This window comes from Georgenia deserti, assembly GCF_042680605.1.
Classification (GTDB): Bacteria; Actinomycetota; Actinomycetes; order Actinomycetales; family Actinomycetaceae; genus Allobogoriella; species Allobogoriella deserti.
In genome coordinates this window covers 239,891-254,782 of record NZ_JBHUEE010000002.1, presented here as the reverse complement: position 1 = coordinate 254,782, position 14,892 = coordinate 239,891, and the positions used below count along the sequence as shown (strand labels likewise).

The following is a 14,892-nucleotide window of genomic DNA, read 5'->3' as shown; positions in this document are numbered from 1 at the left end:
ACCATGGTCGCCGGCCCGCCATCTGCAAGGAAGCCCGGCACCACCCGGGAGAACCGGAGGTACACGGTGGCCCTGTCCCGCCGAGGTGTCCGCACCGTCGTCGCACTCGCCGCCTGCGGAGCCGTCGTGGCCGGCTGCTCCGCGCAGCCCGGCACCGCGGCCGTCGTCAACGGCACCCGGATCACCGAGAGCCAGGTCGATGCCGCGACCCGTGACTGGAACACCATCAGCGCGCAGCCCGTCAGCCTCTCCCAGGTCGCTCATACGCTCGTGCAGGCCGAGCTGTTCGAGCCGATCGCGACCGACGCGGGGTACGGCTATTCGGACCAGCAGGTCGAGCAGGCACTGAGCCAGGCGGCCACCTCGCAGCAGATGCAGCCGCCCGAGGAGTACTCCGAGGCGGCGATCGACCTGGGCCGGTTCATCCTGCAGCAGGGCGACATCTCACAGTCGCAGGACGCCCAGGACCTGCTCACCCGGCTCCAGCAGGCGACGGACCAGGCTGCGCTGGAGATGAACCCGCGGTACGGGACCCCCGACTCCGCCGGGCAGATCGTGCCGACCAGCTACCCCTGGCTGCACCAGGAGGACCAGGGCGAGCAGACCGGCCAGTCGGGGCAGTCCGAGCAGCAGCCGGGCGGCTGAGTTCACACCGCGGGGTACTACGGTGGGAGGCGTCTGTCGTACCTGACACTTTCCAGACGTAAGGAGTCCCCTGTGGCCAGTATCGAGGCCGTCGGCGCCCGCGAGATCCTCGACTCGCGCGGCAACCCCACCGTCGAGGTCGAGGTCGCGCTCGAGGACGGCACCGTCGCGCGGGCGGCCGTACCCTCCGGCGCCTCCACCGGTGCGTTCGAGGCGGTCGAGCGCCGTGACGGCGACAAGGACCGCTACCTCGGCAAGGGTGTCCAGGACGCCGTGGACGCGGTCATCGACACCATCGCGCCCGAGGTCCTCGGGATCGACGCCACCGAACAGCGCATCATCGACCAGACCCTCATCGACCTGGACGGGTCCTCGAACAAGACCAAGCTCGGGGCCAACGCGATCCTCGGTGTCTCGCTCGCCGTGGCGAAGGGCGCGGCCGAGTCCGCCGGCCTGCCGTTGTTCCGCTACGTCGGCGGCCCGAACGCGTACCTGCTGCCCGTGCCGATGATGAACATCCTCAACGGCGGCTCGCACGCGGACTCCAACGTCGACATTCAGGAGTTCATGATCGCGCCGGTCGGGGCGCCGACCGTCAAGGAAGCGATCCGCTGGGGCGCGGAGACCTACCACGCCCTCAAGTCCGTGCTCAAGAGCCGCGGACTGGCCACCGGTCTCGGTGACGAGGGCGGCTTCGCCCCGAACCTCGGCTCCAACCGCGAGGCCCTGGACCTCATCCTCGAGGCCATCGACAAGGCCGGGTACCGCGCCGGCGAGGACATCGCCCTGGCGCTCGACGTCGCGGCCACGGAGTTCTTCTCGGACGGTGCTTATCAGTTCGAGGGGGCGGCGAAGAGCTCCTCCGAGATGGTCGGCTACTACGACCAGCTCGTTGCCGACTACCCGCTCGTCTCGATCGAGGACCCCCTCAGCGAGGACGAGTGGGACGCGTGGGCCGAACTCGCCGGGAATATCGGCAGCCGGGTCCAGCTCGTCGGCGACGACCTGTTCGTCACCAACCCCGAGCGCCTGACCAGGGGAATCGAGATGCGCGCAGCGAACTCCCTCCTGGTCAAGCTCAACCAGATCGGCACGCTGACCGAGACCCTCGACGCCGTCTCTCTCGCCCAGCGCAACGGCTTCACCGCGATGGTCTCGCACCGCTCCGGCGAGACCGAGGACACCACCATCGCGGACCTGTCCGTGGCGGTCAACGCCGGCCAGATCAAGACCGGCGCCCCGGCCCGCGGCGAGCGGATCAACAAGTACAACCAGCTGCTGCGCATCGAGGAGGAGCTGGACGACGCGGCGATCTACGCCGGTCGCAGCGCGTTCCCGCGCGCGGGCGCCTGACGTCCACGCCCGCACCGGTCAGGCCCGCTCCGCACCGGAGCGGGCCTGACGTGTCTCCGGGCCGGTCCGGGATGTACCGGCTCGCGACCCGCGCGGGCGGGCTACCGCGGATCGGCGACGGCGTGGGGGACGATGACATCATGACCTCTCGCCGTCCGTCCGCGCCCCGGGGCGGCGCGCGTCAGACGGCGCCCCGACCGGCGCGAGGGTCGGCACATTCGAGGCCAGGTGGGACCGCCACGCGGACAGGTCGCACCGGGCGATCCCGCGGCCGGGCCACCACGGCACGCGGCACCACGCGTACGCCCCGGGGCGGCGCGGCACGCAGCGGCTCCGATCGGCGTGTGCGCCGCGCCCTCGCCTTCGGCGACGGCCAGTCACGGCCGGCGATCAGCTTGCGGGCGCTCGCGCTGTTCGTCGTCATCCTTGTCGCGTTCGTCATCGTCGCGCCGACGCTGCGTTACGCCGTCGCCCAGCAGGAAGAGCTGCGCAGCCTCAACGCCGACGTCGCCGAGGCGCGCGAGCGGAACGCGGAGCTGCGGCGGCAGATCGAGCTGTGGCAGAACCCGGAGTACGTCGAGGCACAGGCGCGTGACCGCCTGGGATATGTGATGCCGGGGGAGACGCCGTACGTCGTGGTCGATCCGGAGACGGTCACCGGCGGCGAGTCGCCCGCGGAGGAGCAGGCCGCCGAGCGGCAGGCCGAACGGGCGGCTGCGACGCCGTGGTACCTGCGCACCTGGGAATCCGTCCAGGTGGCGGGGGAGTCGGCGGTGGGCGACGAGGACCCGTCCGGTCTGACCGTGCCCACCGACGAGCCGACGCCGTAGCACAATGACCCGGTGAGCGAGCCCGCCCCGACCGACCGCACGGCCGAGCCGGACCGTACCCGCCCGCAGGTCAGCGACGAGGACGTAGCCGTGCTGACCGAGCAGCTGGGACGCGTCCCCCGTGGGCTGGTGGCTGTCGCCGCGCGCTGTACCTGCGGGCGCCCGCTCGTCGTGCGTACCGCCCCGCGCCTCGACGACGGCACACCGTTCCCCACCAGCTTCTACCTCACGTGTCCGCCGGCGGTGAAGGCGGTGAGCACACTCGAGGCCACGCACGTGATGGAGACCATGAACGCCCGCCTGGCCGACGAGCCGGACCTCGCCGCCCGGTACCGCGGCGCCCACGAGGACTACCTCAGACGCCGGGACGCGCTCGGGGAGGTCCCGGAGATCGCCGGCACCTCGGCCGGTGGCATGCCGACCCGGGTAAAGTGTCTGCACGCGCTGCTCGCGCACACCCTCGCCGTCGGCCCCGGGGTGAACCCGTTCGGCGACGAGACTCTCACGCTGCTCGGGGACACCTGGAGTCCCGCGCAGTGTTCGTGCTGAGCGCGGGCCCGCACTTCTCACGTAGGGTGGCTGCCGGTGTGCCGGGAAGTCTGGTCGGCAACGTCACTTCGCCGACCACACGCGAAAGGGTCTGCCTATGCCGCATCGCGAGCCGTCCCAACACCACCACATCCCCACAAAGGACGACTCGGGTAACCGCCGGATGCAGGTGAGCATCCGGGACGAGACCTTCGCCGGCCTCGTCCTGCTGGGTGCCGCCGTCCTGGCGTTGCTGTGGGCCAACAGCCCGTGGCGGGACGCCTATCACCATCTCGCGGAGTTCGAGTTCGGTCCGGCCGCCCTGCATCTCGATCTCAGCCTGCACACGTGGGCGGCGGACGGGCTGCTGGCGATCTTCTTCTTCGTCGTCGGGCTCGAACTGAAGACCGAGTTCGTCACCGGATCCTTGCGCCGTATCGACGAGGCGCTGCTACCCATGCTCGCCGCGGTCCTCGGCATGGTCGTGCCGGCGGTGTTCTACGCCGTGATCCAGGCGGCCACGGACTCCGGCGCGATGCACGGCTGGGCGATCCCGACCGCGACCGATATCGCCTTCGCCGTCGCGCTGCTCGGGATCTTCGGCAAGGGCCTGCCTCCCGCGTTGCGGGTGTTCCTGCTCACCCTCGCCGTTGTCGACGACCTGCTCGCGATCACCGTCATCGCTGTCTTCTACACCGACGAGATCCACTTCCTGCCGCTCATCGGCGCGCTCGCCGTCATCGCCGTCTTCGGGCTGCTCGTCCAGCGCCGCATCACCCGCTGGTGGCTGCTCGTCCCCCTGGCCGTTCTCGCCTGGGCGCTCATGCACGAGGCCGGCGTGCACGCGACCGTGGCGGGCGTGCTGCTCGGCATGACGGTCCCGGCCAAGACCCGCCGTAGCGAGCACCACCAGATGACCCACGCGTTCGTCGAGCGGATCCAGCCGATCTCGGCCGGATTCGCGCTGCCGGTCTTCGCCTTCTTCGCGGCCGGTGTCACCGTGATCGGCACCGAGATCGGTGAGTTGGCCACCGACCCGGTGGTTCTCGGTGTCGTGGCCGGCCTGGTGCTCGGCAAGGTCGTCGGCATCTGGGGCGGTGTCGCGGTGCTGACCCGGGTGACTCGGTTGCGCCTGGGCCACGGCGTCGATCTGCCCGATCTGCTCGGTGTCGCCATGCTCGCCGGTATCGGCTTCACGGTCTCGCTCCTCATTGCCGAGCTGTCCTTCGCCGGCACGCCTGAGTCCGACCCCGCGCGGTTCTCGGTTCTCGTCGCCTCGTTCATCTCGGCCCTGCTCGCCGCGCTCACCCTTCGCGCCCGCGCCAAGGTCCGGATCCGCGGCCGAGGGGCGCGCACGGCGTGGCGCCGTCCGGAGAAGCACCCGGACCGGCGTGGCACGGTGCGCGGCGTGGTGCGCAAGCGTCAGTCGAGTTCGCAGGACCCCGGCGGTCGGTCCTGACGCCCGGACCGTGAGCGTGGGTAGGAGCGGCCGGATGCGATCTCCGGGAGCGACCCGACGCGGTCAGGAGAGCTCCGTGACATCGGCCACCTGGGCGCTCAGGACGTCGATCAGCGCGGCTGCCTCCACGACGGCTGCCGTTCCCGGGGCCCCGGCGCCGATGGTGACGGTCCCGGCGATGGAGGCGTCGGCGATCACCGGCCACGCGGTCGTCGCGCCGAACGGTGTGATCGTGCCGCGCTCGTAGCCCGTCACGTCCTTGGCCGTGGCGGCGTCGGGCATCGAGAGGCGGTTGACGCCCAGCACGGCGCGCAGTTTCGGCCAGGAGATCGCCCGGCCGCCCGGGACCAGGACGAACAGGTAGTCCTCGGCGCCGCGCCGGACTACCAGGGTCTTGAGCACGGCCGACGGCGGGACGCCTCGGGCGGCCGCCGCCTCCTCCAACCCGGACACCGGGCCGTGCCGGGTGAGGGTGTAGGCCAGTCCGGAGGCGTCCAGCGCCGCTGTGGCACGGGTCTCGCTCATGGCGCGAGCCTACGGCGGGAACCGCACGGCGGGGGCGGCCACTCGTGGCAGGGTTGGTCCGTGACTCGTGTAGCGGCCATCGACTGCGGGACCAACTCCATCCGCCTCCTCGTCGCGGATCTCGACTCGGGCACATCCCTGACGGACGTCGAACGCCGCATGGAGGTCGTCCGGCTCGGCCAAGGGGTCGACCGCACAGGACGGATCGACCCGGTGGCGCTGGACCGCACCGTCGCCGCCGCCCGCGACTACGCCGAGACATGCACCCGGCACGGGGTCGAGCGGATCCGGTTCGTCGCCACCTCCGCCAGCCGCGACGCCGAGAACCGGCAGGACTTCGTCGACGGCATCCACGACGCCCTCGGTGTCCTGCCGGAAGTCATCACCGGCGACGAGGAGGCCGAGCTCAGCTTCCGCGGCGCCGTGTCCTCACTGGCCGGTGGCGACCACCCCGGTCCCTGTCTCGTGGTGGACATCGGCGGCGGCTCGACCGAGTTCGTGCTCGGGCAGGACACCGTTCGCGCCGCCCGCTCGGTCGACGTCGGCTGTGTGCGGCTGACCGAGCGCCATCTGCCGACCGACCCGCCGACCGAGGAGGAGATCGCCGCAGCCCGTCGCGAGGCCAGTGCCCGGATCGACGAGGCGGCCGCCGTCGTCCCCTTCGGTGCGGCCCGCACGCTGGTGGGCGTGGCGGGCACCGTCACGACCGTGACCGCGCACGCGCTCGACCTGCCCGGTTACGACGCGGCGGCGATCGACGGCGCCGCCCTCACCCCGGACCGGGTCCGCGCCTCGTGCGCCGACCTGCTGGCCGCTCCGCGCAGCGCCCGGGCCGCCATGCCGTTCATGCATCCCGGCCGGGTCGACGTCATCGGTGCCGGCGCCCTGCTCTGGTCCGACGTCGTCACCCGCGTCGAGCAGGACGTCGCCGCCGATGGTGGCCGGCTGGCCCGGGTGATCACGAGCGAGCACGACATCCTCGACGGCATCGCGCTCTCGCTGGCCTGAGGTTCGCCCCCGGCCGGGCGAGCCGGCACGGCGCCACGCCGCCCGCCGTCCGGCGCGTGGGCGTGCGCGACCTACCGGTGGTGCGCGGCCCGTCCCCGGATGCGCACGCGCACCCGCAGTCGCAGCAGCAACGCTCCGCCGACGGCGGCCAGCAGGGAACCGACGAGCACCGCGACCCGCGCATGCGCCGAGCGGGGATCTTCCGCGCCGAAGGACAGGCTCGCGATGAGCAGCGAGACGGTGAAGCCGATGCCGGCGACCAGAGAGACGGGGAAGATGTCCGCGAGGTCGATGCCGTGCCCGAGGCGGAGCCGGGTCAGTTTCGTCAGCAGTGTCACGCCGCCCCAGATGCCGAGCAGCTTGCCCAGGGGCAGGGCCAGATAGATCCCGAGGGCGACCGGGTCGGTCAGTGCCGCACCCAGGCCGCCCGAGTCAGCGACGCGCACGCCCGCGGCGAAGAACGCGAAGACCGGCAGGACGAGTCCGGCCGACCAGGGTTGGACGATGTCGTTGATGCGCTCGGTCAGCGGCTCGTCCTCGTGGTGCAGGGTGGTCGCCGGCGCGGTCAGGCCCAGCAGGACCCCGGCGATGGTGGCGTGCACGCCCGAGGCGTGCATGAGGTACCAGGCGAGCACGGCCAGCGGGACGAGCACCCACCACCGGGTGATGCGACGCCGGACCAGCAAGCCGAAGACGGCGATGACGGCGAGGGCGCCCCCGAGGGCGAGGAAGTTCAGCTCGGCGGTGTAGAAGACGGCGATGACCACGATGCCCAGGAGGTCATCGACCACGGCCAGGGTCAGTAGGAATGTGCGGACGCCCGGGGGAAGGCCGTGGCCGAAGATGCCGAGGACCGCGACGGCGAAGGCGATGTCGGTCGCGACCGGCACGGCCCAACCGTGGTAGGCGTCCGAGCCGGTCGACGCCTGGATCGTCAGGTAGACCAACGCGGGGCCGACCATGCCGAACACAGCGGCGAGGATCGGTACGAACGCCTGGCGCAGGTCCCGCAGCGAGCCGGAGACGAACTCCGTCTTCAGCTCCAGGCCCACGACGAAGAAGAACACGGCGAGCAGGCCGTCGGCGGCCCAGTCACCGAGCGGGAGGTCCAGGTGCCAGGACGCCGGCCCGACGACGAACTCGGTGAGGCCGACGTACGTCTCACCCCACGGCGAGTTCGCCCACACCAGCGCCACGAGCGCGCCCAGGAGCAGGACCGCCCCGGCGAACGGTTCGTGCTGCAGCTTCGCGCGATACCGGCGAAGAGCCCGCCCGGCGTGGCCTGTCCTGCTCATCCTGCCCCGATCGTCCCTCGTCCCGGCTGGCTGGCCGGCGCGGGATTCCACGTCCGGTCGAGCCCGGCCAGAATAGGACCGAGGCGAACGTCGTCTCCAATCCGCCTTCACGTCTGCCGGCGCCGGCCGGTGCGGCAGGATGGTCCGGCGGCCCCCATAGCCCAACTGGCAGAGGCAGCCGGCTTAAACCCGGCCCAGTACGGGTTCGAATCCCGTTGGGGGCACCGAGCGGTCACCTGCGGTTGCGCTGCCGTCGGGTAAGCGCCCGGCATCGTGGCGGTTGTCACGGCACCAAAGGCCGGTTCCTGACGTTCGTCCCGGGGCAAAGGCTCCTACGATGGGCGCCATGGCTTCCACAGCGCGTGCCCTTGCCCTATCGGCCGCTCTCGCTGGAGCGGGTGCTCTGACCGCGAAGGCCGTGCAGGCCGGCCGCGAGGAGAGCGTCCGCCCGGTTCTGTCCGTCGAGGGGCGCACGCCGCGCATCCTCGTCGCCGGCGCCGGCTACATCGGGCTCTACACCGCCCTGACCCTGCGCAAGCACGTCGGACGGCAGGACGTCGAGATCGCCGTCGTCGATCCGCACCCCTACATGACGTACCAGCCGTTCCTGCCCGAGGCGGCGGCCGGCTCCATCGAGCCCCGCCACGTGGTGACGTCCCTGCGCCGCGAGCTGACCGGAACCACGGTGCTGACCGGTTCGATCACCGGGGTGCGGCACGCCGAGCGCAAGGCGGTCATCGACCCCGGCAACGGCGATGACCCGTACGAAGTCACCTACGACCACCTCGTCGTCGGACTCGGATCGGTCGCCCGCACCTTGCCCATCCCGGGCCTGGCGGAGAACGCCATCGGCTTCAAGCACATCGAAGAGGCCACGGCGCTGCGTAACCAGGTGCTCGGCAAGCTCGCCGAGGCCGCCTCCACGTGGGACCCGGAGAAGCGGCGCCGGATGCTGACCTTCGTCTTCGTCGGTGGCGGGTTCGCCGGCATCGAGGCGCTCGGCGAGGTCGAGGACATGGCCCGCGCCGCCACCGAGCAGTACGACTCGATCGACCGGGAGGACCTGCGGTTCGTCGTCGTCGAAGGTGCCGGGCGGATCCTGCCCGAACTCGGCGAGGAGCTGGGCGGCTACGCGCTCGAGCAGCTGCGCGACCGTGGCGTCGAGATCAACCTCAACACCTTCCTCAACTCCTGCGTGGACGGGCACATCGAGCTGTCGTCCGGCGAGACCTTCGAGGCGGACACGGTGGTGTGGACCGCGGGCGTGAAGGCCAACCCCGTCCTCGGCAACACCGATCTGCCCCTCGAGGAGCGCGGCCGGGTCCGCACCAACGCCAAGCTCCAGGTGGTGGACGAGGACGGGAACGTCGTCGAGAACGCGTGGGCCGCCGGCGACTGCGCGGCGGTGCCCGACCTCTCGACCGGGCCCAAGACGCCGGACGGCACCTGCGCCCCGACCGCGCAGCACGCTGTGCGCCAGGGCAAGCACCTGGGGGAGAACCTCGTCAAGGTCCTCACCGGCGAGCAGCCCACCGACTACGTGCACGAGAACATCGGCACGGTCGCCTCGCTCGGCCTGTACAAGGGCGTCGCGCAGATCATGGGGCGCAAGTTCCGCGGTCCGCTCGCCTGGTTCATGCACCGCACGTATCACGTGATGGCGATGCCCTCGCTGGAACGCCGGGTCCGGATCCTCGCCGACTGGACGGCCGCGCTGTTCTTCCGTCGTGAGCTCGTCCCCCTCGGCGCCCTGCACGAGCCGCGTGCGGCGTGGGAGCAGGCCACCGGCCAGCGCAAGGGCGAGAACAAGCCCACCGAGCGGTCCGACGCCGCGGCGGCGACCCGCTCCTCCGGCGCCAAGAAGTAGCGCCCGCCCCGGGCGACGACGAATCGTCCGCCTCCTGCCGGAACGGCCGGGAGGCGGACGATTCGTCGTTGTGGGGTTCTTGAACCCGGATGGGGACGCCTGAGCCGGAGGCCCGGTCGACCGGACTCAGGCGTCGCGGCGCCGGAGCACGATCGACCCGAGAATCAGCGACAGGACGGTCCACGCCCCGACGACGCCCACTCCCTCCCAGGCGGTGAGGTCGATCCCGGCGTCCATGGCCGCCGTGCCGGCGTCCGCGGCGCCGGAGGGGGAGAGGAAGGCGCCCGCGGCGTTGAGCGGCAGGAAGGCGGCGATGTCCTGGACCCAGTCCTGATTGAAGAAGCTGAGAACCATCGGTAGCAGGATCATGATGCCGAGCACAGCGGTGATGGCGCCGGCGGTGCTGCGCAGCAGGGCGCCCAGGCCGAGCGCGAACAGGGCCACGGCGACGAAGAAGAACGCCGTTCCGCCGTAGATCTGCCAGGTGGTCTCGTCGTCCAGCGCCGGTACGAGGTCGTACTCGTTGAGCATCGGGATGGTCGCCACGTGCGCCCCGGCGATGCCGACAGCGCTGGTGAGGACCGAGACGACGACGATCGCGATGGCCTTCGCGGCCATCACCGGGAGCCGGGTGGGAACGGCGGCCAACGTGGAGCGGATCATGCCCGTCGAGTACTCACCGGTGAACATCAGCGCACCGAGCACCGCGACGGTGACGACGGCGAAGAAGTACCCGGAGGTGGCGACCTCGGCGCCATGCATGTTCGAGGCAATGGCGGCGAGCTGCTCGTCCTCCATCATGAATTGGATCGAGGACGCCTGGAGCAGGCCGAACAGGACCATCACGACGACGGTGATGGCCAACGTCCACCAGGTCGATCGCAGCGAGAGCAGCTTGATCCACTCCGCCTTGAGCACGCCGAAGAAACTCAGCCGTGCGTGCACGGCCGGGGCGTGACGCCCGCTCGGGGCGTCGGTGGCGGTAGCCGCGGTCATGAGTGAGCCTCCTGGAGAGTCGTCTCGGACCGGTACTCGACCTCGTCCTGAGTCAGCGTCATGTAGGCCTCCTCCAGGCTGGCGCGCTGGGAGGAGAGTTCGTGCAGCACGAGCCCGTGAGCCGCGGCGGTCTCGCCGACCTGCTCAGGTGGCATGCCCGCCACGAGGGCCGAGCCGTCCTCGGCGAGCGTGACGGAGGCGCCGCCGTGCTCGAGCTGCGCCGTCAACTCGGTCAGCTGCGGGGACCGGACGCGCACGGTGGCCTGGGAGACGGACTCGATGACCTCCTGAACCGGCCCGGCGGTGATGATGCGCCCGCGCCCGATGACCAGGAGCCTGTCCGCGGTGAGCGACATCTCGCTCATCAGGTGGGAGGAGAGGAAGACGGTCCGGCCCTCGCTCGCCAGGTACTTCACGAGCTGGCGGACCCACTGCACGCCCTCGGGATCGAGGCCGTTGACCGGCTCGTCGAGGATGAGTGTCTTGGGGTCGCCGAGCATGGCGGAGGCGATGCCGAGCCGCTGGCCCATCCCGAGGGAGAAGCCGCCGACCCGCTTCTTGGCCACATCCTTCAGGCCGGTCATCTCGATGACCTCATCCACCCGCTTCGTCGGGATGCCGTGGGTGGCGGCGAGGGAGCGCAGGTGCGAGCGGGCGGTGCGGCCCTTGTGCGCGGCCTTGGCCTCGAGCAGCGCGCCGACCTCGCCGAGCGGCGAGTGGTGCTGCGCGTAGGGCTTGCCGTTGACGGTGACGGTGCCGGACGTCGGCCGGTCGAGGCCGACGATCATGCGCATGGTCGTCGACTTGCCGGCGCCGTTCGGCCCCAGGAAGCCGGTGACCGTGCCGGGTTCGACCGTGAAGCTGATGCTGTCGACGGCCGTCTTGGGGCCGTAGCGCTTGGTGAGGTCGTGCGCCTCGATCATTGGCGGACTCCGTGTTCGGGGTGCGGGGTTCAGGCGGAACCTGCAGCACTACCGTAGGCCCGGCAGGGCCGGCGCGGATCGTCCGTCGGGATGATCTGTGGCCCGTTCCTCCGCCGAAAGGAGGAGGCCGGTCCCGACCGGACGGTGGGGTGGGAACACCGGACGATCGTGCGGCGTTGAGCGGGGTAGCAGCAACCACCGGCGCCGGTGGGTGCGGACCCGTACCATGGAGGGACAGGCCAGCGACTTCCCCGGGTCCGCAGGATCCGGTCGCCGCGACCAGGAGGCACAGTGAGCAACCCCGTGTTCGAGAGAAGTCCGATCTTCGGCGAGAAGGCCGGTCGGACGCCCAACGGCTACCCCGCCTACCCGGGTTACACGCCCGGACAGGGCACACAGACCGCGTCGCCGCAGCAGCCCTACGGCGGCCAGTACGCCACACAGCAGCCGTACGCCCAGCCCCAGCAGGGCTACGGCCAGGGCGCCTCGGTCGAGGACCTCGAGCGCGCGTACCAGGCGCCGCCGGCCGCCCCCGCCGATACCGGCCGCATGACCTACGACGACGTCATCATGAAGACCGGCATGGTCCTCGGCGTCATCGTCCTCGCCGCCGCCGCGAACTGGTTCCTCTTCGGTGCCAACATGGTGCTGACCTTCGGCGGACTGATCGTCGGCCTCGTGCTTGGTCTGGTCAACGCCTTCAAGCGTGAGCCGTCCCCGGCACTGATCATGGGCTACGCGGCGGCCGAGGGCCTGTTCCTCGGCGGCATCTCTGCCGTGTTCAACACGGCGTACGAGGGCATCGTGCTGCAGGCCGTGATCGGCACCATGTCGGTCTTCGCCGTCTCGTTGTTCCTCTTCAAGTCCGGGGCCGTGCGCGTCACCCCGAAGTTCACTCGCTGGGTGCTCATCGCCGTCGTCGGCTACGCGTTGTTCTCGCTGGTCAACCTCGTGCTGATGATTACCGGTGTCTCGACCGACCCGTGGGGCCTGCGCACCGGGGTAGAGATCATGGGCATCCCACTCGGCGTGCTCCTCGGTGTCTTCGCCGTCGGCCTCGCCGCGCTCATGCTGATCATGGACTTCGACTCGATCAAGCGCGGTGTCGAGGGCGGGGCACCCGCCCGCTACGCCTGGTCGGCGGCGTTCGGGCTCGCCGTCACCCTGGTGTGGCTGTACATCGAGTTCCTGCGCCTGCTCGCCATCCTGCGTGGCAGCGACTGACAGGATCCGACCACGACCTGACGACGGCGGCCACCTCGGTGGCCGCCGTCGTCATGTTGTCCTCCGGTGAGCAACGCTCTACTCGGGGTGCGCCGTCACTGCACCCCGACGATGTCGACAACGAAGACGAGGGTGTCGGTGCCGGAGATCCCGGCCTGCGGCACGCCACGCGGGCCGTAGCCGTGCTCGGGCGGGACGGACAGCAGGATCCGTGAACCGATCTGCTGGCCGGTAAGGCCGTCGTCGAAGCCGCCGATGACGGCGCCCATCCCGACCGGGAAGTTCAGGGTGTCCCCGCGGTCGTAGGAGTTGTCGAACACTCGCCCGCCCCAGGTCTGCCCGAGGTAGTTCACGACGACGGTGTCACCGGGGTTGACGGTCTCGCCCGAGCCCTGCTCGAGCACCTGGACCTGCAGGCCCTCGGGCGCGTCGGCGTCGGGGAAGGTCAGCTCCGGCTTCTCACCGAAGCTACCGGTCGCGGTCGGAAGCTTGGGGATCATGGGGTCCTCTCGATCGTGCCCGGCCGGCGCCGGGCGCCGCCCCACCCTACGTCGGTCGTCCGGTTGCGACGCGAGCGGGGCTTTCGCGACGGGCGCTGATCCGTAGGGTGTGCGGTATGAAGATCGTGGCGGTGTACTCCACCAAGGGCGGGGCCGGGAAGACCTCAGCAGCGGTCAACCTGGCGTGGGAAGCGGCCAGATCCGGCGACGTTCTCCTCTGGGACCTCGACGCGCAGGGCGCCGCCACGTACCTGACCGGCGTCAAGCCCAAGTTGAAGGGCGGCGTCGCCAAGCTCGTCCGCGGCCGGACGACCATCTCCGACGTGGTCCGCCGTGCCTCGTTCGGCAACGGTGCCGTGGCGGCGCACCGGTTCGACGTGCTCCCTGCGGACGATTCCTACCGCGAGCTCGAACTCAGCCTCGACGCCGCCAAAGGCTCGCGGCGCCGGGTGGAGAAGGTCCTCAAGGACGCCGCCGGCACGTACGACACCGTCATTCTGGACTGCCCGCCCGGGGCCTCACTCGTCGCCGAGAACGCCGTCCGGGCCGCCGACGTCGTCGTCACCCCGCTGCCACCGGCGGCGTTGTCCCTGCGCTCCCTGGACCAGGTCCGCGAACTCGTCGCGGACTCGGCCAAACCGGCGCCGGTGTTCGCGTTCCTGTCGATGGTCGACCGCCGCAAGGCCACCCACCGCCGGGCGGTGGAGGAGCTGCCGGCCCAGGAGGCGGAGATCGTCGAGGTCATCGTCCCGGCGACCGTGGTGGTCGAACGAATGGGCGACGAGCGCGCACCGGTGGCCACGTTCGCCCCGCGGCACGAGGCGGCGCAGGTCTACACCCACCTGTGGCAGCTGGCCAGCCGCCGAACCTGACTCCGCGCGCAGCGGCCGGCTCAGTTCTCGCGGCCGGCCGGTGCCTCCACCGACGTCTGCGCGGGCACCTGGTCCTGACGCAGCAGCCCCACAGGGCAGGTCATGCCGTTGGGTCCGTGGTTGCAGTAGCCGCCAGGGTTCTTGTGCAGGTACTGCTGGTGGTAGTCCTCGGCGTAGTAGAACTCGCCCGGGAACGGGAGCAGCTCGGTCGAGATCGTGCCGTGCCCGTGCTCGGTGAGGACCTCCTGGAAGGCGTCCCGGGTGGCGCTTGCGGCCTCCTCCTGTTCCGCGGTCGTCCAGTAGACGCCGGAGCGGTACTGCGTGCCGATGTCGTTGCCCTGCCGGTTCGGCGTCGTCGGGTCGTGGTTCTCCCAGAACGCCTTCAGCAGCAGCTCCGGTGAGGTCACCGCGGGGTCGTAGACCACCTGCACGCCTTCCGTGTGGCCCGTGAGGCCGGTGCAGACCTCCTCGTAGGTGGGGAACGGGGTGTACCCGCCGAGGTAGCCGGCCGCCGTCGAGATGACACCCTCCTGCCGCCAGAAGATGCGCTCGGCACCCCAGAAGCAGCCCATGGCCACGTACAGGACCTGCGATCCCTCCGGCCAGGGGCCTTGCAGCGGCGTGCCGAGGACCTCGTGCGTCCGTGGCACCGGGAAGGCGCTGGTCTCCCGTCCCGGCAGTGCGTCCTCGCGCGTGACCATCGTCGTCTTCGGTCCCAGTCCGAACATCGGTCCCTCCTTCGCGCGGCACGTGAGCCGCGATGCCGCGCCTCGTCTCTCCCGGGTGCAACGCTGTGGCCGGAGCAGCTGTTCCGGCTCGGCGCTCGCGCGGCCCGTCGCCTGGCAATCATCGCAGGTAGCCGTACCC

15 protein-coding genes and 1 tRNA gene are annotated in these 14,892 nt (G+C 70.9%); 10 read left to right on the top strand and 6 right to left on the bottom strand.

What is annotated here, in order from left to right; all coding sequences use genetic code 11:
* The first annotated feature begins 66 nt into the window (after positions 1 to 66).
* The 5 genes from ACFSE6_RS04855 (at position 67) to nhaA (ACFSE6_RS04835) (ending at position 4,815) form a co-directional block, all read left to right on the top strand.
* Entirely contained in the window at positions 67 to 645 is a 579-nt protein-coding gene (locus ACFSE6_RS04855) for a hypothetical protein (protein ID WP_388002824.1), read from the top strand.
* Between the two features lie 72 nt (positions 646 to 717).
* A complete protein-coding gene (gene eno, locus ACFSE6_RS04850; RefSeq protein WP_388002821.1) occupies positions 718 to 1,998 on the top strand; it encodes a phosphopyruvate hydratase in 1,281 nt (426 codons plus the stop codon).
* Positions 1,999 to 2,342: 344 nt separating this feature from the next.
* A complete protein-coding gene (locus ACFSE6_RS04845) occupies positions 2,343 to 2,828 on the top strand; it encodes an FtsB family cell division protein (RefSeq protein ID WP_388002818.1) in 486 nt (161 codons plus the stop codon).
* A 12-nt stretch (positions 2,829 to 2,840) separates the two neighbouring features.
* Positions 2,841 to 3,377 carry a DUF501 domain-containing protein gene (locus ACFSE6_RS04840; RefSeq protein ID WP_388002815.1) on the top strand — a complete coding sequence of 179 codons (537 nt, stop codon included), beginning with the start codon at positions 2,841 to 2,843 and terminating at the stop codon, positions 3,375 to 3,377.
* Positions 3,378 to 3,540: 163 nt separating this feature from the next.
* Positions 3,541 to 4,815: a Na+/H+ antiporter NhaA gene (nhaA, locus tag ACFSE6_RS04835; protein WP_465254123.1), complete on the top strand. Its 1,275-nt coding sequence runs from the start codon at positions 3,541 to 3,543 to the stop codon at positions 4,813 to 4,815.
* Between the two features lie 63 nt (positions 4,816 to 4,878).
* Here the strand turns inward: nhaA (ACFSE6_RS04835) and ACFSE6_RS04830 are convergent, their stop codons facing one another.
* Entirely contained in the window at positions 4,879 to 5,340 is a 462-nt protein-coding gene (locus ACFSE6_RS04830; RefSeq protein ID WP_388002809.1) for an aminoacyl-tRNA deacylase, read from the bottom strand.
* Between the two features lie 60 nt (positions 5,341 to 5,400).
* On the opposite strand from ACFSE6_RS04830, the gene ACFSE6_RS04825 reads away from it, so the two are divergent.
* Entirely contained in the window at positions 5,401 to 6,348 is a 948-nt protein-coding gene (locus ACFSE6_RS04825; RefSeq protein WP_388002806.1) for a Ppx/GppA phosphatase family protein, read from the top strand.
* Positions 6,349 to 6,419: 71 nt separating this feature from the next.
* Here ACFSE6_RS04825 and nhaA (ACFSE6_RS04820) read toward each other — a convergent pair whose 3' ends face one another.
* Positions 6,420 to 7,643 carry a Na+/H+ antiporter NhaA gene (nhaA, locus tag ACFSE6_RS04820; protein ID WP_388002803.1) on the bottom strand — a complete coding sequence of 408 codons (1,224 nt, stop codon included), beginning with the start codon at positions 7,641 to 7,643 and terminating at the stop codon, positions 6,420 to 6,422.
* 150 nt (positions 7,644 to 7,793) lie between these two features.
* Between nhaA (ACFSE6_RS04820) and ACFSE6_RS04815 the strand changes: the two genes are divergently transcribed.
* Together ACFSE6_RS04815 and ACFSE6_RS04810 are read left to right on the top strand one after the other, a co-directional pair.
* Positions 7,794 to 7,867, top strand: a tRNA-Leu gene (locus ACFSE6_RS04815).
* Between the two features lie 113 nt (positions 7,868 to 7,980).
* Positions 7,981 to 9,510: an NAD(P)/FAD-dependent oxidoreductase gene (locus ACFSE6_RS04810; protein ID WP_465254118.1), complete on the top strand. Its 1,530-nt coding sequence runs from the start codon at positions 7,981 to 7,983 to the stop codon at positions 9,508 to 9,510.
* A gap of 126 nt (positions 9,511 to 9,636) precedes the next feature.
* Here the strand turns inward: ACFSE6_RS04810 and ACFSE6_RS04805 are convergent, their stop codons facing one another.
* Both ACFSE6_RS04805 and ACFSE6_RS04800 read right to left on the bottom strand, forming a co-directional pair.
* A complete protein-coding gene (locus ACFSE6_RS04805) occupies positions 9,637 to 10,506 on the bottom strand; it encodes an ABC transporter permease subunit (protein ID WP_388002797.1) in 870 nt (289 codons plus the stop codon).
* On the bottom strand, positions 10,503 to 11,429 hold the full coding sequence (locus ACFSE6_RS04800; RefSeq protein WP_388002794.1) for an ABC transporter ATP-binding protein: 927 nt from the start codon (positions 11,427 to 11,429) through the stop codon (positions 10,503 to 10,505). The genes ACFSE6_RS04805 and ACFSE6_RS04800 overlap by 4 nt, the downstream gene beginning before the upstream one ends.
* 291 nt (positions 11,430 to 11,720) lie before the next feature.
* Between ACFSE6_RS04800 and ACFSE6_RS04795 the strand changes: the two genes are divergently transcribed.
* Positions 11,721 to 12,653, top strand: coding sequence for a Bax inhibitor-1/YccA family protein (locus ACFSE6_RS04795; RefSeq protein ID WP_388002791.1), 933 nt, complete (start codon positions 11,721 to 11,723; stop codon positions 12,651 to 12,653).
* Positions 12,654 to 12,748: 95 nt separating this feature from the next.
* Here the strand turns inward: ACFSE6_RS04795 and ACFSE6_RS04790 are convergent, their stop codons facing one another.
* Entirely contained in the window at positions 12,749 to 13,153 is a 405-nt protein-coding gene (locus tag ACFSE6_RS04790; RefSeq protein WP_388002788.1) for an FKBP-type peptidyl-prolyl cis-trans isomerase, read from the bottom strand.
* A 116-nt stretch (positions 13,154 to 13,269) separates the two neighbouring features.
* Between ACFSE6_RS04790 and ACFSE6_RS04785 the strand changes: the two genes are divergently transcribed.
* Positions 13,270 to 14,025, top strand: a complete 756-nt coding sequence (locus ACFSE6_RS04785; protein WP_388002785.1) for a ParA family protein — start codon at positions 13,270 to 13,272, stop codon at positions 14,023 to 14,025.
* A gap of 20 nt (positions 14,026 to 14,045) precedes the next feature.
* Here ACFSE6_RS04785 and msrA read toward each other — a convergent pair whose 3' ends face one another.
* Positions 14,046 to 14,753: a peptide-methionine (S)-S-oxide reductase MsrA gene (gene msrA, locus ACFSE6_RS04780; protein WP_388002782.1), complete on the bottom strand. Its 708-nt coding sequence runs from the start codon at positions 14,751 to 14,753 to the stop codon at positions 14,046 to 14,048.
* Positions 14,754 to 14,892 lie beyond the last annotated feature (139 nt).

Bases quoted from the DNA above. Each gene is read 5' to 3' on its own strand.
- nhaA (WP_465254123.1), top strand. From the start codon at position 3,541: ATGCAGGTGAGCATCCGGGACGAGACCTTCGCCGGCCTCGTCCTGCTG.
- ACFSE6_RS04830 (WP_388002809.1), bottom strand. From the start codon at position 5,340: ATGAGCGAGACCCGTGCCACAGCGGCGCTGGACGCCTCCGGACTGGCC.
- nhaA (WP_388002803.1), bottom strand. From the start codon at position 7,643: ATGAGCAGGACAGGCCACGCCGGGCGGGCTCTTCGCCGGTATCGCGCG.
- ACFSE6_RS04810 (WP_465254118.1), top strand. From the start codon at position 7,981: ATGGGCGCCATGGCTTCCACAGCGCGTGCCCTTGCCCTATCGGCCGCT.
- ACFSE6_RS04805 (WP_388002797.1), bottom strand. From the start codon at position 10,506: ATGACCGCGGCTACCGCCACCGACGCCCCGAGCGGGCGTCACGCCCCG.
- ACFSE6_RS04800 (WP_388002794.1), bottom strand. From the start codon at position 11,429: ATGATCGAGGCGCACGACCTCACCAAGCGCTACGGCCCCAAGACGGCC.
- ACFSE6_RS04790 (WP_388002788.1), bottom strand. From the start codon at position 13,153: ATGATCCCCAAGCTTCCGACCGCGACCGGTAGCTTCGGTGAGAAGCCG.
- ACFSE6_RS04785 (WP_388002785.1), top strand. From the start codon at position 13,270: ATGAAGATCGTGGCGGTGTACTCCACCAAGGGCGGGGCCGGGAAGACC.
- msrA (WP_388002782.1), bottom strand. From the start codon at position 14,753: ATGTTCGGACTGGGACCGAAGACGACGATGGTCACGCGCGAGGACGCA.